General features: G+C 48.8%; 19 protein-coding genes, 1 tRNA gene and 1 pseudogene. 14 read left to right on the top strand and 7 right to left on the bottom strand.

The genetic code is table 11. The features are described 5' to 3' along the window. Nucleotides 1-38: 38 nt before the first annotated feature. The 10 genes from ACTHSL_RS10135 to ACTHSL_RS10090 all read left to right on the top strand — a co-directional run bounded on the left by ACTHSL_RS10135 (nt 39) and on the right by ACTHSL_RS10090 (nt 8129). Nucleotides 39-356, top strand: coding sequence for a hypothetical protein (locus ACTHSL_RS10135; RefSeq protein WP_440381304.1), 318 nt, complete (start codon nt 39-41; stop codon nt 354-356). 141 nt (nt 357-497) lie between these two features. Further along, a complete protein-coding gene (infC, locus tag ACTHSL_RS10130) occupies nt 498-1019 on the top strand; it encodes a translation initiation factor IF-3 (RefSeq protein WP_074895063.1) in 522 nt (173 codons plus the stop codon). A 146-nt stretch (nt 1020-1165) separates the two neighbouring features. Then, nucleotides 1166-1363 (top strand): 50S ribosomal protein L35, encoded by a 198-nt coding sequence (gene rpmI, locus ACTHSL_RS10125; protein ID WP_002232040.1) that lies wholly within the window; start codon nt 1166-1168, stop codon nt 1361-1363. Nucleotides 1364-1375: 12 nt separating this feature from the next. Then, on the top strand, nt 1376-1735 hold the full coding sequence (gene rplT / locus ACTHSL_RS10120) for a 50S ribosomal protein L20 (protein WP_016687291.1): 360 nt from the start codon (nt 1376-1378) through the stop codon (nt 1733-1735). Between the two features lie 246 nt (nt 1736-1981). Further along, nucleotides 1982-2971, top strand: a complete 990-nt coding sequence (gene pheS, locus ACTHSL_RS10115) for a phenylalanine--tRNA ligase subunit alpha (protein WP_440381305.1) — start codon at nt 1982-1984, stop codon at nt 2969-2971. A gap of 13 nt (nt 2972-2984) precedes the next feature. Beyond that, nucleotides 2985-4856: an ATP-binding protein gene (locus ACTHSL_RS10110; protein WP_440381303.1), complete on the top strand. Its 1872-nt coding sequence runs from the start codon at nt 2985-2987 to the stop codon at nt 4854-4856. Nucleotides 4857-4890: 34 nt separating this feature from the next. Then, nucleotides 4891-7254 carry a phenylalanine--tRNA ligase subunit beta gene (gene pheT, locus ACTHSL_RS10105; RefSeq protein ID WP_440381302.1) on the top strand — a complete coding sequence of 788 codons (2364 nt, stop codon included), beginning with the start codon at nt 4891-4893 and terminating at the stop codon, nt 7252-7254. A 147-nt stretch (nt 7255-7401) separates the two neighbouring features. Continuing rightward, nucleotides 7402-7710: an integration host factor subunit alpha gene (locus tag ACTHSL_RS10100; protein ID WP_003773820.1), complete on the top strand. Its 309-nt coding sequence runs from the start codon at nt 7402-7404 to the stop codon at nt 7708-7710. Then, the gene (locus tag ACTHSL_RS10095) at nt 7688-8023 is read left to right on the top strand and encodes a hypothetical protein (RefSeq protein WP_003773822.1); all 336 of its coding nucleotides are present in this window, start codon (nt 7688-7690) and stop codon (nt 8021-8023) included. The genes ACTHSL_RS10100 and ACTHSL_RS10095 overlap by 23 nt, the downstream gene beginning before the upstream one ends. 29 nt (nt 8024-8052) lie before the next feature. Next, nucleotides 8053-8129 (top strand) — tRNA-Pro (locus ACTHSL_RS10090). Nucleotides 8130-8305: 176 nt separating this feature from the next. Here the strand turns inward: ACTHSL_RS10090 and ACTHSL_RS10085 are convergent. Beyond that, nucleotides 8306-9112, bottom strand: a complete 807-nt coding sequence (locus ACTHSL_RS10085) for a glycosyltransferase family 2 protein (RefSeq protein WP_440381301.1) — start codon at nt 9110-9112, stop codon at nt 8306-8308. A gap of 352 nt (nt 9113-9464) precedes the next feature. Between ACTHSL_RS10085 and ACTHSL_RS10080 the strand changes: the two genes are divergently transcribed. Beyond that, entirely contained in the window at nt 9465-9770 is a 306-nt protein-coding gene (locus ACTHSL_RS10080) for a hypothetical protein (protein ID WP_440381300.1), read from the top strand. Between the two features lie 303 nt (nt 9771-10073). On the opposite strand, the gene asd is transcribed toward ACTHSL_RS10080, so the two are convergent. Together asd and hemN are read right to left on the bottom strand one after the other, a co-directional pair. Further along, nucleotides 10074-11189 carry an aspartate-semialdehyde dehydrogenase gene (asd, locus tag ACTHSL_RS10075; RefSeq protein ID WP_440381299.1) on the bottom strand — a complete coding sequence of 372 codons (1116 nt, stop codon included), beginning with the start codon at nt 11187-11189 and terminating at the stop codon, nt 10074-10076. Nucleotides 11190-11554: 365 nt separating this feature from the next. Beyond that, nucleotides 11555-12961: an oxygen-independent coproporphyrinogen III oxidase gene (hemN, locus tag ACTHSL_RS10070; protein ID WP_440381298.1), complete on the bottom strand. Its 1407-nt coding sequence runs from the start codon at nt 12959-12961 to the stop codon at nt 11555-11557. Nucleotides 12962-13095: 134 nt separating this feature from the next. Here hemN and fnr point away from each other — a divergent pair, with 134 nt between their 5' ends. Continuing rightward, a complete protein-coding gene (gene fnr / locus ACTHSL_RS10065; RefSeq protein ID WP_070453938.1) occupies nt 13096-13830 on the top strand; it encodes a fumarate/nitrate reduction transcriptional regulator Fnr in 735 nt (244 codons plus the stop codon). Nucleotides 13831-13874: 44 nt separating this feature from the next. Here the strand turns inward: fnr and ACTHSL_RS10060 are convergent, their stop codons facing one another. Continuing rightward, nucleotides 13875-14825 (bottom strand): LysR substrate-binding domain-containing protein, encoded by a 951-nt coding sequence (locus tag ACTHSL_RS10060; RefSeq protein WP_074895083.1) that lies wholly within the window; start codon nt 14823-14825, stop codon nt 13875-13877. A gap of 438 nt (nt 14826-15263) precedes the next feature. Between ACTHSL_RS10060 and ACTHSL_RS10055 the strand changes: the two genes are divergently transcribed. Both ACTHSL_RS10055 and thiL read left to right on the top strand, forming a co-directional pair. Further along, nucleotides 15264-16016 carry an OmpA family protein gene (locus tag ACTHSL_RS10055; protein WP_440381297.1) on the top strand — a complete coding sequence of 251 codons (753 nt, stop codon included), beginning with the start codon at nt 15264-15266 and terminating at the stop codon, nt 16014-16016. A gap of 311 nt (nt 16017-16327) precedes the next feature. Continuing rightward, nucleotides 16328-17287, top strand: coding sequence for a thiamine-phosphate kinase (thiL, locus tag ACTHSL_RS10050; RefSeq protein ID WP_440381296.1), 960 nt, complete (start codon nt 16328-16330; stop codon nt 17285-17287). Nucleotides 17288-17484: 197 nt separating this feature from the next. Here thiL and ACTHSL_RS10045 read toward each other — a convergent pair whose 3' ends face one another. The 3 genes and pseudogenes from ACTHSL_RS10045 to ACTHSL_RS10035 form a co-directional block, all read right to left on the bottom strand. Next, entirely contained in the window at nt 17485-17742 is a 258-nt protein-coding gene (locus ACTHSL_RS10045; protein WP_440381295.1) for a porin, read from the bottom strand. A 7-nt stretch (nt 17743-17749) separates the two neighbouring features. Next, complete coding sequence (locus ACTHSL_RS10040) at nt 17750-18943, bottom strand: MFS transporter (protein ID WP_440381294.1); 1194 nt, start codon at nt 18941-18943, stop codon at nt 17750-17752. Nucleotides 18944-19286: 343 nt separating this feature from the next. Then, nucleotides 19287-19358 (bottom strand): annotated as a pseudogene (locus tag ACTHSL_RS10035) (D-aminoacyl-tRNA deacylase); the annotation flags it as partial.

The following is a 19358-nucleotide window of genomic DNA, read 5'->3' as shown; positions in this document are numbered from 1 at the left end:
GTTCGGGTTAAGGGTAAATCTGATTGCAGGACTGATTAATGCGATGGGATGAATATTTTCGCAAGAGGTCTAATATCAGTTTGCAGCGATTGGAGAAAATTGCCTCCATTTTGGGAATGAATACGGTCGACTTATTGGAGAATGGTGGTCATTTGGTCTGCTTAGTAAGTGAAAACAACAGCTCCAATTATTATGGAGTATCAGCGGAGCTATCGGCAGAGTTAGAGTGCTATAAGTTAATGTTGCAGCATAAAGACGAACTGATTGAGAAGCAAAGGGAGCTATTGGAACAACAAAAAAGAGAGTTAGCTGCTTTGAATGAAATTATCGCTCTCATGAAGGGAAGGTCTTCCTAGTGCGTATTTACGTTCTTACAGTTATGGGAAAATATCGTTGCAGGTATTTTCAGATAGCTTGAAAAAGGGTAGAATTTTGCGCTTTGGCTACGGTTAAAGCTGATTTAACCTATTATCTTATTAATTTTTATAGGAGCATTCATCATCGCTCAAGAACGCGAAGCACGAATCAACGGCGAAATTACCGCCAAAGAAGTGCGTTTAATCAGTGAGTCAGGCGAACAGCTTGGTGTCGTATCGGTTCGTGAAGCTTTGGCTATGGCCGAAGAGCAGGATGTGGATTTGGTAGAGATTTCCCCTACTGCCAAACCGCCCGTGTGCAAACTGATGGATTACGGTAAATATAAATACCAACAAGCCAAGAAACGCGACGAAGCCAAGAAAAACCAGAAGCAGGTACAAATTAAGGAAATCAAATTCCGTCCGGGTACCGATGAAGGCGATTATCAAATCAAAATGCGTAACATCAACCGCTTCTTGGCTGACGGCGATAAAGTTAAAGTGACACTCCGTTTCCGCGGTCGTGAAATGGCTCACCAGCAACTCGGTGCGCAACTTTTAGAACGCGTGAAAGAGGATTTGGCGGAAGTAGCCCAAATCGAATCCTTCCCTAAAATGGAAGGACGTCAAATGGTGATGATGATTGCACCGAAGAAAAAATAAAGCTATAATTCTCGGCTTACTCCGATTGCCGCTTCGGAGTAAGCTTTTGATTGGCGGCAAAAACCGTGGCATTTTGGGTTCAAGTGTTTGAAACCAATGTTTTAAAACCCCCTGATGCCTTATCTAATAACGAATGGAGTTTTCCCATGCCTAAAATGAAAACCAAGTCTAGCGCGAAAAAACGCTTCAAAGTACTGGGTAACGGCGGTGTAAAACGCGCTCATGCGTTCAAACGCCACATCTTGACTAAAAAGACCACTAAAAACAAACGCCAACTGCGCGGTACCTCTATGGTAAACGATCGCGATTTGGCTTCTGTTGCTAAAATGTTACCCTACGCTTAAGGAGTTTAGAATATGCCACGCGTAAAACGCGGTGTAACCGCTCGTGCCCGTCACCAAAAAATCTTCGCGTTAGCCAAAGGCTATCGCGGTCGTCGTAAAAACGTATACCGCGTTGCCAAGCAAGCGGTAATGAAAGCCGGTCAATACGCATACCGTGACCGTCGTCAACGCAAACGCCAATTCCGTCAATTGTGGATTGTTCGTATCAATGCAGGTGCCCGTGAAAATGGCCTGTCTTACAGCAAATTCATGAACGGTCTGAAACGCGCCGCTATCGAAATCGACCGCAAAGTATTGGCTGATCTGGCTGTATTTGATAAAGCCGCTTTTGCACAATTGGTTGAGAAAGCCAAAGCTGCTTTGGCCGCTTAATCCAAAAAATTTGAAAAGGAAGCTACGGCTTCCTTTTTTCTTTGTCTGAAGAAAGTCTATGTGATTGATTTTCTTTCTTTAAAGTCTATTTTTTTGAATTGATTTGCGCTAAAATACGCCGATTCTATCAAACGGATTGGCCGTAAACGATAAAAGGTCGTCTGAAAAGTTTGGCAACACCAAACCATACAGGCGGCCTCATTGTTTCAGACGACCCATCATCAACCGACAGACGATAAAACCACTATGGAAAATGTAAACCGTATCGTTGCAGAAGGCATTGCCGCAGTAGAAGCCGCGCAAGACTTCAACGCTCTAGAACAAATCAAAGCCCGTTATCTTGGCAAAACCGGCGAGTTGACCGGACTTCTGAAAACCTTAGGTCAAATGTCGCCTGAGGAGCGCAAAACCATAGGTGCGCATATCAATGAATGCAAAAACCAGTTTCAGACGGCCTTTAACAATAAACGCGATGCGCTCAACGAAGCCAAACTGCAAGCCCAGCTCGCTGCAGAAGCACTCGATATTACCCTGCCCGGACGCGCGCAGGAAAACGGCGGTCTGCATCCCGTAACCCTGACTTTGCAGCGCGTGGTCGAACTCTTTCACGGCATGGGTTTTGAAGTGGCAGACGGCCCGGAAATCGAAGACGATTTCCACAACTTCCAAGCCCTGAATATCCCCACAAACCACCCGGCCCGCGCTATGCAGGATACGTTCTACGTTGAAAACGGCGATGTTTTGCGTACGCACACTTCCCCGATTCAAATCCGCTATATGCTCGATAAAAAAGAGCCGTCCATCCGCATTATTGCCCCCGGCCGTGTTTACCGCGTGGACAGCGACGCCACACACTCGCCCATGTTCCACCAAGCTGAAGGCCTGTGGGTAGAAGAAGGCGTAACTTTCGCCGATTTGAAAGCCGTGTTCACCGATTTCATCCGCCGCTTTTTCGAACGCGATGATTTGCAAGTACGTTTTCGCCCGTCTTTCTTTCCGTTTACAGAACCGTCCGCCGAAATTGACATCATGGGCGAAAACGGCAAATGGCTGGAAGTCGGTGGCTGCGGCATGGTGCATCCCAACGTGTTGAAAAACGTGAATATCGACCCCGAAAGATACACCGGTTTCGCCTTCGGCATCGGCCTCGATCGTTTCGCCATGTTGCGTTACAACGTGAATGATTTGCGGCTGTTTTTCGATAACGATTTGAACTTTTTGAAGCAGTTTTATTAAATAAGGGCTCATCATGGATATTAATCTCAAAGTTGCAACATCAAGGCTATTTCCAAAATCTAGATTTGAAATGATATATTTTGAAGCTGTTGCAAATGCTCTTGATGCAGGTGCAACAGTTATTGATATTGACATAGTATATAGAAATAGTGATTTTGAAAGATTTACTATTATCGATAATGGATGTGGATTAAATGATGAGAATTATAATAGATTTTCTGAGCTTATGGAGGCAAAAGACAATGCCCATAAAGGGCAAGGCAGATTGGTTTATCTTGTTTACTTTGAAAATATAGAGATAATTAGTCAATTTAGAGACTCTACTAATAATACTAAAAAAAGAGAATTTTATTTTAACTATAATTTTGATAAGGAATATGGCGGAGAAGTTGAGCAAGTAAATGGAGAGATTAATAAGGAGGGGACAAAGTTATCCTTTTCTGGGAAGTTAAAAGATTTGTATAGAATGAAATCAATTCAAGCAAATCATATTAAACATATTAAAGAGGAAATACTTGCTGAGTTTCTTCCTTGTTTATACAAAATGAAACAGAAAGGTATTGATTTAATTATTAATATTAGAAGTCATATAAATGATGAGGAATGTGTATCGATAATAGATGTAAATGATATTCCTGAGTTTCATTGTAAGTCTTTCCCAACCATTGAACTTATACCTGAAAATGGCAATGGAGCAGTATTACGAGATCCAAATTCTTATTTGTATTATTCAATAAGACGTTTAGATAATGAAGAACAGCCCTCCATTGTTACCTCTTTTGCTATAGATAATAGAGCTAAAAAAATAGAAATTTTTGATAGGTCAAATTATTTGCCAGGTGCTGAAGCTGTTTTTTTCTTAACTTCAAAACATTTTGAAGGGTGTATTGATCCTACAAGACAGGAGTTAACTTTAGAAAATAAAGAGATGGATGCTATTGAAAGAACATTAAAGAGATATATTAGAGAAATATTAGAAAATGAGTTTGAATCTGAATATAAGGCAAATGTTGAGCAGCAATCATCTTTTGTAGAAAATCGATTCCCACACTTAATGGGGTATATTGATAATAGTGAGCTTGGATTTCAATCAACTGAAAAAGTTGTTCAATCTGCGCAGAGTAAATTTTTTCGTAAACAATTTGGTATATTGAAGAAAGAAAAAATTAGTGAGGATGACTATGAGGAAATTATTGAACTCTCGGCACGAAATCTTGCTGAGTACATTTTGTTTAGACAAATACAGATTGATGCTTTATTAGAAATTAACAATAAGAATAGTGAATATGAAATACATGATACTATTACTCCAATTAGAAAAATAATTTATGCAGAAGATAAGAAAAGTAATCTTTTTAAGAATAATGCTTGGATACTTGATGATAGGTTTATGTCTTACTTGCATTCGGCTAGTGATATTTCGTTGCAAAAGATTACTGAATCATTTGATGATATATTTTACAAAGAGTCAGGTTCAGAAGAACGCCCAGATTATTTAATGTTTTTCTCAAATAAGTTAGATAAAGAAGATGATAAATTAAATTTAGTATGTTTTGAATTTAAGAAGTTGGGCAATACTAAGTATGATAAATCTAAAGCTATAATTCAATTGACGGATTATGCTGTTGAATTAAAAGATACATGTAAGCAAATAGATATTTTATTTCTATTTGCCCTTGTTGAATTTGATGAGAAATTTGAAAAAACATTAAAGGCTCAAGGTTTTAAGAGAAGATTCTCAATACAAGGAACAATATGGTCAAGATATAATCCAGATATTGATGTTGAGTTGTCATTTTTGGATTTCAAGGCATTAATTCATGATGCCAATAGTCGTAATAATACGTTTATGGAAATTTTAAAAAATGGATTTTCATATCAGTAAATATTGATTAAATTTATTTGAGATTATTTTAGACATGCAATTCTCCTACTCATGGCTGAAAACCCAAGCCGATATCGAACTTTCCGCCGATAAGCTGGAACATCTGTTAACCATGTCCGGCTTGGAAGTGGAAGAAGCCGAGACTGCCGCGCCGGCGTTTACGGGCGTGGTAATTGCCGAAGTGAAATCCGTTGAAAAACATCCTGATGCCGACCGTTTGAACGTTACCCAAGTCGATGCGGGTACGGGCGAGTTGGTGCAGATTGTGTGCGGTGCGCCGAATGTGAAAGCGGGCATCAAAGTGCCGTGTTCGCTGCCAGGCGCGGTGTTGCCGGGCAATTTCAAAATCAAACCGACCAAGATGCGCGGCGTGGTGTCGAACGGCATGTTGTGTTCCACCGATGAACTCGGTCTGCCTGATGACGGCGTGAACGGTTTGCACATTCTGCCGCAAGACGCTCCTGTCGGTGCAAACATCCGTGAATATTTGGATTTGGACGATACGGTGTTCACGCTGAAAATCACGCCGAACCGTGCCGACTGCCTGAGCATCAAAGGCATTGCGCGCGAAGTGTCTGCTCTGACCGGCTGCGCGTTCAAGCAGCCTGCAATCCATGCCGCGCCAATCACGGGTAGCCGCAAACAGCCCGTGCAGATTTATGCGCCTGCCGATTGCGGCCGCTTTATCAGCCGCGTGATTGAAAACGTGAACGCGCGCGCCGCCACGCCGGATTGGATGAAGCAGCGTTTGGCGCGCAGCGGCATCCGCAGTATTTCCGCGCTGGTGGACATTGGCAATTATGTAATGCTGGAAATCGGTCAGCCGATGCATGTTTTTGATGCCGACAAACTTTCAGGCAGCCTGCACATCCGCCGTGCGCGCGAAGGTGAAACGCTGGAATGCCTGAACGAGAAAACCGTATCTCTGTCTGAAAACACGCTGGTAGTGGCTGATGAAAAAGGCGCGTTGAGTTTGGCAGGCCTGATGGGCGGCGCAGCGAGCGCGGTTTCAGACGACACACAAAATATCGTGTTGGAAGCAGCTTGGTTTGCGCCTGAAATCATCGCAGGGAAATCGCGCCAGTACGGTTTTGGCTCGGATTCGTCGTTCCGCTTTGAGCGCGGCGTGGATTACCGTTTGCAGGCCGATGCCATCGAACGCGCCACCGAATTGGTTTTGCAAATCTGCGGCGGTGCGGCGGGCGAAATGGTGGAAGCGTTGGGCAGGCTACCTGAAAACAAACAGGTCGAATTGCGTTTAGGCCGTCTGAAAACCGTATTGGGCGTGGACATTCCTGCCGAACAGGTGGAAACCATTTTGCAGCATTTGGGCTTGCAGCCTGAAAAAACGGCGGAAGGCTTCCGCGTTACCGCGCCGAGCTTCCGTTTCGACATCGAAATCGAAGCCGATTTGATTGAAGAAATCGGCCGCGTTTACGGCTATGAAAATATCCCCGACGATTACACGTCAGGTCGTCTGAAAATGCTGGCGTTGCCCGAAACCCGCCGTCCGCGTTTTGACGTTTATAACGAAATGGCGGCGCGCGGCTACCGCGAAGTGGTCAGCTACGCTTTCGTTGACGAGCAGTGGGAACACGACTTTGCCGCCAATGCCAACCCCATCCGCCTGCAAAATCCGCTGGCGGCGCAGTATGCCGTGATGCGTTCCACGCTCATCGGCGGCTTGGTGGAAATTCTGCAAAACAATCTGAACCGCAAGCAAAACCGCGTGCGCATTTTTGAAATCGCCCGCGTGTTTGCCAAAGATTCAGACGGCCAGTTTGTACAAAACGAACGCATCGGCGGCCTATGGTGCGGCGCGGCGATGCCCGAACAATGGGGCGAGAAAACGCGCAACGCGGATTTTTACGACATTAAGGCCGATGTAGAAAATCTGTTGAAAAATAAATGGGTTGAATTCGTCAAAACCGAACATCCCGCCCTGCATCCCGGACGCGCCGCCAATATCGTTTCAGACGGCCAAGTCATCGGTTTTGTCGGCGAATTGCATCCGAAATGGCTGCAAAAATACGACTTGCCGCAAGCGCCGCTGGTATTTGAAATCGATATGGCAGCCGTGTTGGAACGCGAAAAAACGCGCTATCAGGCAGTATCGAAATTCCAGCCGGTGCGCAGGGATTTGGCGTTTGTGATGCCCGAAGCCACCACCTTCGAGCAGTTGCAGGCTGCTTTGACCACCGTGTGCGAGCCTATGTTGCGCGAAATTACGTTGTTTGACGTATATCGCGGCGCAGGCCTGCCGGAAAACCACAAAAGCATGGCGTTGAAAGTCATCCTGCAAAGCACGGAAGACACGCTGACCGACGAAGTGGTCGAGCCGATTGTGGCCGAACTGGTGGCAGCGGCAGAAGGCATCGGCGCGAGGTTGCGGGCGTAGCCAAGCGGTTTTGACGAGTTGAAGGTAGATGATTTCCGGAGACGGCCGATACCCTGCCTTTTTATGAATGCAATTCCATATTTTCTTGAAAATGAAAAATATTTTTGCGATAATCTGCCCTTTGTCGCAAACAAAAGGTAAAAGATAATGACACTGACAAAAGCAGAATTGGCCGATATTTTGGTTGAAAAGGTAAGCAGCGTAACGAAGAACGATGCGAAAGAAATTGTTGAGCTGTTTTTTGAGGAAATCCGCACTACATTGGAACGCGGCGAAGAAATCAAGATTTCCGGTTTCGGTAATTTTCAGTTACGCGACAAACCGCAACGCCCCGGCCGCAATCCCAAAACAGGTGAGGAAGTGCCGATTTCCGCACGCCGCGTGGTAACTTTCCATGCCAGCCAAAAATTGAAAGGCATGGTGGAACATTATTATGACAAACAGCAGCAACGATAATTTGCCGCCGATCCCGGCCAAACGTTATTTCAGTTTGGAAGAATTGTGCGAACTGGCTCGAATCAATCCGGCCCAGTTTGCCGATTGGCAGCATGAGCACGGTTTGGTCATCGGATATGGCGGTAATGTTTATACCCGTTCCGATGTCGTGAAAATCAGGCAGTTATGTGCGACTTTTTCGCCGTTTGTCGATACGTTTAACCGCAACGGGTTGGATGCGGCCGGTAATCCGGCGGCAACCGCCGAAGAAATGACCGTCGGCTTGGCGGCATTGTTGGATAGGATTGAGAAAGCACTTGCCAGCAAAGTGTAATTTCCCTATAATCCGCATCCTTATTTCGTCGGAGTGTGGCGCAGTCTGGTAGCGCACTTGCATGGGGTGCAAGGGGTCGAAGGTTCGAATCCTTTCACTCCGACCAAAAATATAAAAGGCTTGGTAATTTTTACCAAGCCTTTTCCCTTTTCTGGCTTGGGAAGGTGTTTCAGACGGCCTCTATTTTCGTTGGATTGAATTTTCTGATTCGTTTGCATTTTTCTATATGATTGTTTTGATGAAGCATTGTTGTTCGTTGCGCTGTATCGTATTGGAAAGGTTTTAGTCCGCATAAGAAGTGAGCAGTGGCATGATGCCGTTTTGTTCCAATGCAATCTGCAGTTTGAGTTCTTCCAATTTTCGGCAGATATGTTCGGTAACGGCTTCTGCCTGTTGGAAATGTTTTGTTGTGATTTTTTGATCGGAGATGCCGAATAATGCGAGCTCCAGCAGGCGTTCGGCATGAATGTTCGGGCGGTAGGTGTGGTGAACGGCGGCATCTTGTTCTCCGAACAACGTGCCGACCACGCTGCTGCGTGTTAAGGCAATGCCCAAAGCGGCATCTTCTCCGCCGAAAGTTCTGAATATTTCGTCTTGTGGGAAACCGCCGCAGGCAAGCAGGGTATTTCGGCGGAAAACCGTGTTGCCGCCTACGGTCATTTCCAGCTGCTGCCATGCCCGATTGAAGTCGGGATGGGTGAGATAACGGTTTGGGAAGCCGACCGGGCGCAGTTTCAGCCGAACCAGGCTCAGGTAGGTAAATCGGCTTAACGCCGTATAGGCGGGGAGAAGGGCTGAAACTTCGTATGCATCGTCGGCATCGAGAAAGGCGGTAAAGTCGGCCCGGCTTTGCAGTGCGCCCCAGTTGCGTGCGCGTGCTGCGCCGCCGTTGGACGGCAGATATTCGCAACGGATTTGCGGATATTGTGCCGCCAATTCCCGCATGATGTCGGGTGTGCCGTCGTCGGAAGCGTCGTCCACCAGCCAAACGGTTTGGACGACGCTTTGGGCAAGCGCGCTTTCGGCGGCGGCGCGTAATGTGTCTGCTGCGTTGTAGCAGGGGATGATAACGTCTAAGGTCGGCTGCATGATGAAGTCCGTAAGGAGGCCGTCTGAAAAGCCGTTTTGGTTTTCAGACGGCCTTGAAGGTTAATCGGGCGGTATGGGGCAAGCTTGGGCAAGACGGGGTAAACGGGCGAAACCAAGGCTGGGGGCTGTGCCGGTTGGGGGGATTCACTATCATTTTTCAGACGGCTCCTTATTGTAACAAGCTTTATATCAAAGCCTGCCGTGTTTTTGTCTTCAAGCGGCATCTTCCGTTTTGAACCTGCCGTGCCGGTTGGGGGGCGAAACTCTGCTTGGAAAATTAAACGTAGGCAGCCTCACGGGGAGGCCGTCTGAAAAGTTTGCCGCGGTTCAATCCGTCAAGAAAGGATATGCAATGAAACTTTATGTTTTGGCTTGCTGTATATTGGCCTTATCCGCCCAGGCTGTTCGGGCTGATGCCTTTTTACCCGGCCCGGATAAGTATGAAAACTCGTTTATTCATACCGCCGCTTTTACTCCGGTGGGCGAACATACCACGGAATGGTCGGAAAAATCCCGTCCTGATGTGCGCCGATATAAGACGGCGGCCGAATATGCCATTGCCTCAAGCCGTGCCAGATATGCCGATTTGGACAGTCTGAAAAAAGCGGTTACGCAAGACTGTGTTGTTTTATATGACAAACAGCATGATGCAGCCTGAGAATGTGCAGTCGCCAGGGCCGACTGGAAAAGCTATGCCGCTGTAGAACTGGCTATGTTGCAGGAGCAGGATGCCAGCTTGGAACTCAACAGGTTGTGGAATGAAACGCGCCGTATGGAAACGCAATGCAAATTGCCCGCTATGCCGCGTTATGCCTTTTAACGGACGGCGTTTTTTCAGACGGCCTCACATATGGCGAATCATTCAAAATCAGGACGGCTGACTGCGATAGCCTTGCTGGTTGTTGATTAAACGTAAAAAAGCAACGGATAAACCGTTGCTTTTTTGTTTGAACTGCGAATCTTACAAACTGCCTAACACGATGCGCAATACGCGGCGCAGGGGTTCGGCTGCGCCCCACAAGAGCTGGTCGCCGACGGTGAACGCGCTGATGTATTCGCCGCCCATGCCCAGTTTGCGGATGCGTCCGACGGGGACGGACAGCGTGCCGGTAACCTTGGCGGGCGTCAGCTCGTGGATGCTGGCTTCTTTTTCGTTGGGGATGACTTTTACCCAGTCGTTCGCGCCTGCTAAAATCGCTTCGATTTCGGACACGGGCAGGTCTTTTTTCAGCTTCAGGGTGAGGGCTTGGCTGTGGCAGCGCATAGAGCCGATGCGGACGCACAAACCGTCGATTACGGTCGGATTGTCGCTGCGGCCGAGGATTTTGTTTGCTTCCACGCCGCCTTTCCATTCTTCTTTAGACTGGCCGTTGCCCAAATCCACGTCAATCCATGGAATCAGGCTGCCGGCGAGCGGTACGCCGAAGTTGGCTTTCGGGTAGTCTTCGCTGCGCAGGAAATCGGACACTTTGCGGTCGATGTCGAGAATCGCGCTGGAAGGATCGGCAAGCTCGTCCGCCACTTTGGCGTGAATCGCGCCCATGCCGCTGATGAGTTCGCGCATGTTTTTCGCGCCTGCGCCGGAAGCGGCTTGGTAGGTCATGCTGGTTGCCCATTCGACCAAATCGTTTTGGAACAGGCCGCCCAGCGCCATCAGCATCAGGGAGACAGTGCAGTTGCCGCCGATGTAGTTTTTCACGCCGTTTTTGAGGCCGTTGTCGATGACGTTGCGGTTGACGGGGTCGAGGACGATGATCGCGTCGTCTTTCATGCGCAGTGAGGACGCCGCGTCAATCCAGTAGCCGTTCCAGCCGCTGTCGCGCAGGGGTTGGAACACGGATTTGGTGTAATCGCCGCCTTGGCAGGTGACGATGATGTCCATTTTCGCCAGCTCGGCAACGTCGTTCGCGTCCAATAATGTTTTAGCCGCCTGACCGAAATCAGGTGCCGCGCCGCCGACGTTGGATGTGGTGAAGAAGAATGCTTCGGGAATGTGGGCGAAGTCGTTTTCTTCTTTCATACGCTGCATCAAAACCGAACCGACCATGCCGCGCCAGCCGACGAAACCTACTTTCATGATTAATCTCCGTGTTTGAGTTTGTGCCGTACCGCAGATGAGGCAGCCTCTATCCGGGCTGTTTTGCGGTTGCAGGGGGAAATGCGCTTTTTAAACCTGCCTTGTGGAAAAGTAAAGTTTTTTCGTAAATTGTTTACAAAGTGTGCGGCAGGGCGTGGCATTTTGACTTCGGCAGGGTTTGTTTTCATACGGCCTATTCATGTCTTTGGGCGGAGTGCGTGATGGGTGCGTAGCACTAAGGGAGTGTTGAGGCCGTCTGAAAAAACCTTTGGATGGGGTTGTAATGTTTTGAATCCGTAGGAGATGATGTTTTCAGACGGCCTGCCAATATAGGCCGTCTGAAAGTTTGGCGTTGCCGGGCGGGTTTATACGGTTTGCGAGTATTGGGCGGTGGTTTCGCGGTGGCGCAGGTGGTAGTCGAATACCATGGCGATGTTGCGGATGAGGAAGCGGCCTTTGGGCGTTACCTGCAGGCTGTGCCTGTGCAGTTTGACCAGCCCCAGTTGCGCCATTTGTTCCAGGTCTTCCAATTCGGTGGCGAAATATTGTTCGAAAGGTATGCCGAAGATGTCTTGGTAAACGTGGAAGTCGAGGGCGAAACGGCACATCAAGTCCTGAATGATGTTGCGGCGTAGGATGTCGTCTTTGTTCAGTCGGTAGCCGCGCATAATCGGCAGGCGGCCTTGGTCGATGGCGGCGTAGTAGTCGGTGATGTTGCGTTCGTTTTGTTCGTAGGTGCTGCCGATTTTGCCGATGGCGGATACGCCGATGGCGATGAGGTCGCAGTCGGCATAGGTGGAATAGCCTTGGAAGTTGCGCTGTAAAAAGCCTTCGCGCAGGGCAACCGAAAGTTCGTCGTCGGGTTTGGCGAAATGGTCCATGCCGATGAAGACGTAGCCTGCTTCGGTCAGGCGTTGCACGGCGTATTGCAGGATGTCGAGTTTTTCTTCGCTGCTGGGAACGGCATCGGTGTCGATGCGGCGTTGGGGTTTGAATATGTGCGGCAGGTGGGCGTAGTGGTAGAGCGCGAGACGGTCGGGGGCCAGGCCCAATACGGTGTCTATGGTGGGTTTGATGCTTTCTAGCGATTGGTGCGGCAGGCCGTAAATCAAATCTACGCTGACGGATTTGAAACCGGCTTCGCGGGCGGCATCAATGACGGTGCGTGTTTCTTCGACGGTTTGGATGCGGTTTACGGCCTGCTGCACTTTGGGGTCGAAATCCTGTATGCCGACGCTCATGCGGTTGAAGCCCAGCCTGCCAAGATGTAGGACGGTTTCGCGGCTGACTTTGCGCGGGTCGATTTCGATGGAGTATTCGCCGTCGGGAAGCAGATTGAAATGGCGGTGTATCATGGCGAATACGCGGTCGAGTTGGCCGTCTGAAAGAAAGGTGGGCGTGCCGCCGCCGAAGTGGAGTTGCGCCAAAGGCTGTTTGCCGTTCAGGTGCGGGGCGAGCAAGTCCATTTCGCGTTCGAGGTAGTTCAGGTATTCGTCGGCGCGGGTTTTGTCTTTTGTGATGATTTTGTTGCAGCCGCAGTAGTAGCAGATGGTGTCGCAAAAGGGGATGTGGATGTAGAGCGACAGGGGTTTGTTCAACGCGCCTGCCTGCCGCAGTTCCAATGTTCGGATGTATTCTTGCTCGTTAAAATCTTTATGGAAGCGGTCTGCCGTCGGGTAGGAAGTGTAACGCGGACCGCTGGCGGGCAGCGAGGCGATGAGTTCCCGGTCGAATTCGGGTTGTTCGTCGTTAGAAATTCGGATAATTTTCATGAGGGTAAGGTTTGATATTGGTCAAGTTTGTAGTTGTTTGTTAGAATCGCATAAAGCTGGCGGATACGCCTTGATGTGAGTCAAGACCGAATTGTATACAGTTTGTCTGGCATACAACAATAAGGATATATTACATGGGTGCACACACTTTGTTACAACCGATGAAAACACTCTGTTCGACGTGTTCGCTGCGCGAGTTGTGCCTGCCTGTCGGTTTGCGGCCGGATGAGTTTGAGCAGTTGGATACGGTCATCAAACAGAGCCACAGGTTGAAAAAAGGGGAGTTTTTATTCCGTTCGGGTGAATCCTTCCATTCGCTGTATGCGATACGTACCGGCTTTTTTAAAACAACGGTTGCCTCCCAAGACGGTCGGGATCAGGTTACCGGTTTTTTTATGTCGGGCGAATTGATTGGGATGGACGGCATTTGTACGCATTCCCATAGCTGCGATGCAGTGGCTCTGGAAGACAGCGAGGTGTGCGAGTTGCCTTTCGGGCATATGGAGGCATTGAGTAAGGAAATCCCGAGCATTCAAACGCATTTTTTCCGCTTGATGAGCAGGGAGATTGTTCGTGATCAGGGCGTGATGCTGTTGCTGGGCAATATGCGGGCGGAAGAGCGGATTGCGGCGTTTTTGCTGAATTTGTCGCAGCGTCTGCATCATCGGGGGTTTGCCGCCAATGATTTTATTTTAAGGATGTCCCGCGAGGAAATCGGCAGCTATTTGGGTTTGAAGCTGGAAACGGTCAGTAGGACGTTATCGAGATTTCATCAGGAAGGGTTGATTGTGGTTGAGCATAAGCACATCAGGCTGCTGAAGCCGGAAATGTTAAATCAGATGGTGTCGGGCGGCTCTCACGCCGTCTGAAAAAAGCACAGAACTTTTGGGTTCTGTGTTTTTTGTTTGTCGTTTTAAATGGAAAAATCTTCGATAACCGGCGCGTACAACAGTTGGTCCAATCTTTCTTTCGTCAGGCTTGGATTGAATAAGCCGATAAAGTCATAGATATATCCGCGCAAATAGCTGTCCGGTCGGAATAACAGGCCGGAATAGCAGGGTTCAATCAGCTGCGAGATGTCAATTAAGGTCAAATCCGAATCGGTTTTCGGTTCGTAGGCCGCTTTGGCCATAATCCCAATGCCGAGACCGAGTTTGACATAAGTTTTAAGCACGTCATTGTCTGCAACCGAAAGAGCGGCATTCGGCGGCGGTATGTCGGCCTTATGGAATGCACGGACAATATTGGTTCCTTGGTTGAAGGCAAATTCATAGGTGATTAAAGGATATTGGGTAATCAGGGGGAGGGTGAGTGCGCCTTTGTGGTCAAGAAGGGGGTGGTCGTTCGGAACAATAAGCCCGTAATGCCAGCGGAAACACGGAATATTGCGTAATTCTTCAATTGTTTCGGGCAGCTCCGGCGTGATGGCGAAATCGACTTTCCCTTCAGAAACCATTTGCTGTATATCGGAAGGCGTCCCTTGCTTGATATTCAGGCTGACTTTGGGATACATGCCGATAAATTCCGCAATGATGGGCGGCAATATGTAGCGAGCCAAAGTATGCGTGGTAGCTATGGTTAAAACGCCGTTATCTTGTTTGGTAAACTCATAACCGATGTTTTTGATGTTTTGGATGTCGTGGAGGATGCGCTCTGCCGTTTGTAGCACAGCCTTGCCTGGTTGTGACACGGATATAATCCGTTTGCCGCTACGGATAAAAATCTGAATGCCCAGTTCTTCTTCCAGTAGCCGTATTTGTTTTGATACGCCGGGCTGAGAAGTAAACAGGGCCTCGGCAGCTTCGGAAACGTTCAGATTATGCCGGTAAACTTCAAGTGCGTAACGTAATTGTTGTAATTTCATAATGTTGAAGAATGATTCGGATGAAAGGGTAGGGCTGCTTTGAGAGCGTGAATGTAACATAAAAACAAACTTAAATTAAGAAATGACTGCTTGCGGCGATTATTTTGGTAAATCGCCAGCGAATTGGGAGAAGGGCGTAAAACAGATTGGGATTATCCAAAGATGTAATTTCTTGTTGCTTTTGTGCAACTGGGAGTGGCAAGAGTAGTACTTTCACCAGTAAATGAATGACACGGAATTGATTTTTCGGCATGATGCACAGCTAGGAAGCAGGCGGCCTTCGGGCAATTTTTAATGGGATATTGACAGTTTGTGTCGGGTTTTTTTATAGTACGACCTTAGATATTCTGGTTGCCGTTAAGTTCAGCGGCCTGTTATGTTGTGCTTTGTAATGGTCTTTGGGTCATTGCATTAACAATCTTTGATGAGGGAATAATAATGACCAAACAGCTTAAATTAGGTGCATTAATCGTTGCCGCTATTGCTTCGGCCAATACTCTTGCCGCCAGCGAGCCGCATACCAAACACGGATATACCGTTAGCCGTGAGTCTCAAGAAATTGTTCGTAACAATTACGAAGAATGCTGGAAAAACACTTATTTCGATAAAGCAGCCCATGGTCGCGTAGAGTGTGGTGATGCAGTTGCCCAGGCTCCTGCTGCCCCTGAATATGTAGACGAAACCGTTTCTTTGTCAGCTAAAACTCTGTTTAACTTCGATAAAGACAATCTGCGTCCTCAGGCTATTGAAACCTTGAATAACCTGGCTGCCCGTTTGTCTGATGCTAATGTTCAGGCTGTTCGTGTTGAAGGTCATACTGACTTTATGGGTTCAGAGCAATACAACCAAGCTTTGTCTGAGCGTCGTGCCAATGCTGTAGCGAACTACTTGGTTAACCAAGGCGTACCCGCAGGCAAGATTTCTGCTGCAGGCTTAGGTAAGTCTCAAGCTCAAATGACCGCTACTTGTGAAGCTGAAGTTTCCAAACTGGGCAAAAAAGTATCTAAAGCCAAAAAACGCGCTGCTCTGATTGCATGTATCGAACCCGATCGCCGTGTAGACGTTAAGATTCGCAGCTTGGTACAAAAACAAGTTTCTGCCGGTTCTGAAGCTGTTGGTGAGCGTCCTGCTAGTGACAGCCACTGGTTGCCTGGCGAAAGATCAAGCATCCACGGTTACACTCGCTGGTAAGATAATTTTGAAAAGCCCCGCATCTGTGCGGGGCTTTTTTATTGTTACATCAGGTGGAGTATAGGTATTTCACTTTTATTATTCCTGTTAAAGTAGGACTAATGAATCTAATATGCGGATGTTGGAATTGGTGATTTGGCAGATCAACTTATTTTCCGTTACGTTTCAAGTTTGTCCGGCTGTACTGCTTTTACTGTTCAACGCTTGTTGCTATGTATCAATTATTAGTCAATCCATCGCGTATCTTTTATTTAGTGATTCCGCAATAGTGGTTGGTGTGTGTGCGAGTTTCAAATAACAAGAGGAATAGAATGAACGAGTTTAATTTTATAGAGCAATACCTTATTAAAAATCAGGGTGACTCATCGGTATTGTTGGGTATTGGGGATGATGCAGCGATTGTCCGTCCGAGACCTGATCGGGATCTGTGCATCAGCAGTGATATGTTATTGGCAGGGCGGCATTTTTTCGTTGATACAAAACCCGAAGACTTGGCGCATAAGGTCTTGTCGGTTAATTTATCCGATATGGCGGCGATGGGGGCGGTGCCGAAATGGGTGCTTTTAAGTGTGGCGTTGCCAGTTTTGGATAAGGATTGGTTGAAGTCTTTTTGCAATCGTTTTTATGCACTTTGTGATGAATATGGCGTTTCTTTGATCGGCGGAGATACGACTAAGGGGGATTGGGTATTTAATGTAACGATTTTGGGCGAGGTACCGAAAGGGTGTGGTTTGTTGCGTTGTTTAGTCCGTGAAGGCGATGATGTTTGGGTTTCGGGCCGACTCGGTTCTGCGGCAGCGGCATTGCAACATTTGTTGGGTAATTTTGTTTTGCCTCAGGCTGTATTCCGGCAATGCGAGCAGGCTTTGCTGCGGCCGATTCCAAGGGTAGGTTTGGGACAGTCTTTGCTGACGGAGGCTCATGCGGCGCAGGATATTTCAGACGGTCTGATACAGGATTTGGGACATATCCTAGATGCTTCGGGAGTGGGCGCTGAGATTTTTTGGCAGGATATTCCCGTGTTGCCTGAGTTAAGGGATTGCCTATCATCAAAACAGTTGCACCAGTGTGTTTTGGCGGGTGGAGATGATTATGAACTGCTGTTTACCGCGGATGCCGGGCGGCGTGGGCAGATTGAAGCATTAGCCCGGCAGTGCGGCGTGCCAGTCAGTAGGATAGGAAGGGTGGTTGCGGGCAACGGTATCCGTATTTGGGATAAAGAAGGCAGGGAGATTGTATTGGAAAAATATGGTTTTGATCATTTTGCCTGAACTTTTTGCCATTTTTTAAAGCAATAAAGAATTTTTTAGTCAGTTTGTTGCGCTTGTATAAAAGGCGCAAGCCATGCTGTGGGCAAAGCATTTATTCCATTTTGAGGCCGTCTGAAAATTTACGGTGAAACAGGCGGGAGTATGGGTTTGTTCGACGGATCTGCAAAATCTGCCGGTTGCCGTGGTTGCCATGATTGCTATTTGTCTGTTGGGTTGTTGGCGGGAAGAGGTGGTTGGGCCCATTGCCAGCCGGGTGCATTTTGCCCGCCAATCGGATGCCTGCCTTGAATGCCGGCATAAGAATCCAAATCGCGCACGGCAGTTTGCGTGGAGCTTTGGCCGTTCCGACGGAAGCGTCCGCTTTCAATGCCGCTGCCTAGGCTGCCGTAAAAGCGCACTTCGGCTGAAGCGTAGACTGAAAGTAACAGAATACATAACATCAAGTTTCGCATCATGATTCCTTTAACGGATGATGTCGGGACGGGCGGCAAACCATGCCAACACGCATTCGGCAAGCATCAGCACGCTTAAAACGGATAATGATGCCGACCACGAACCGGAAACATCGTAAAGCAGGCCCATGCCGAGCGGACCGACGGCGGCAATGGAATAACCGACGGTTTGCGCCATGCCGGAGAGAGCTGCGGCGGTACGGCTGTCGGACGAACGGAGTGCAAACAGCATTAAAGCGGACGCGAAGCAGCCCGAAGTGCCCGCACCAGCCAAGAGAATCCACAGCGGGGCGGTGCCGGCCGGCATCAGCCACAAGCCCGAGATGCCCGCCAGCATCATCAGGCTTAAGCCGAGATTGAACCACTGCCTGTGCCTGATGCGGGCGAACAGAAACGATGCCGACAGGCTGCCGGCCAGGGAGCCGATTTGAAACAAGGCGACATAATTGCCTGCGGCGGCGGTTCCTATGCCTTTTTCCATCAGCACCGAAGGCAGGAAATTGACCAGCGAATAAAACAGAAGGGACTGCAAACCCATAAACGCGCTGAGGCACCAAGCCGGACGCAGCCGCCATATATTGCCTGTGAGGCCGTCTGAAAGCATATTTTCAGACGGCCTTTCCGCACCCGCGCGGCGCGCTATGGCCAGCCATACGCATAATGCGGCCGTTGCGGGCAGCAGCCATACCGCCAGCGACCATTGCCAGCCCGCATATTCCGCCAGCGGAACGGAAGCCGATGCGGCCAGGGCCGAAGACAATGCCATGACCACCGACAGCGTGCCAACTGCCAAGCCGACCCGGCCGGGAAGATTGCGTTTCGCCAGCGCGGGCAGCAGCACGTTGCCCATGGCGATGGCGGCGGCCAACAGCAGCGTTCCGCCCGCCAGCAGGTTTTCAGACGGCCCCGACGAGCGGCAAACCAGTCCGACAATCATCAAGGCAAGGGATGCGGCCAATACGCGCTCCATACCGAAACGCCGCGCCGCTTTCGGTGCGAAAGGCGAAAACAGCGCGAAAGCCAGCATGGGCAGGGCAGCCGCAATGCCCATAAACGTGCCTGAAGCCCGCAAATCGGTCTGTATCATCCCGACTAAAGGGCCGAGTGCGGCCAGGGGCGCGCGCAGGTTGGCGGCCAGCAGGGCGACGGCAATCAGCAGCAGGCCGAGGGGCAGGGCGGCGGCGGGACGGTTTTTCTGTTTCATACGGTCATAAACGTATTGGGGAATGGTTCGGTTTTAATTAGGGGGCAACTGATTCGGCATTTTGGCGCATGAGTGAGGCGTGTTTGAAATCGCAAGCGAAATCAGGCTGTTTGCCTATTGCAGTGTAATGGAAAAGGCGTGTGTCTGCCGGATTGGTTTTCAGACGGCCTTATTTGTCGGTTTGAGGCCGTGGCCATCAAATTTTTTAAATGAGTGGTTTGTAGAATACCGTTTGTCGCAGATACGTCTTTCAGACGGCCTGACGACGGCGGAAAGGGTTGCTTCTTGATTTCTTTGGCCGCTTTCTGCCTGTCGGTTTGCGCCGGTTGTTCCGTCAGCTTCGTTAAAACAGTTTGTTGGAGTCGAGCAGCAGGGTAACCGGGCCGTCGTTGCACAGCGTAATCTGCATATGGGT

It is taken from the genome of Neisseria sp. P0008.S010 (genome assembly GCF_051962715.1).
Taxonomy (GTDB): Bacteria; Pseudomonadota; Gammaproteobacteria; order Burkholderiales; family Neisseriaceae; genus Neisseria; species Neisseria elongata.
This window is presented reverse-complemented; position numbering and strand designations above follow the sequence as displayed.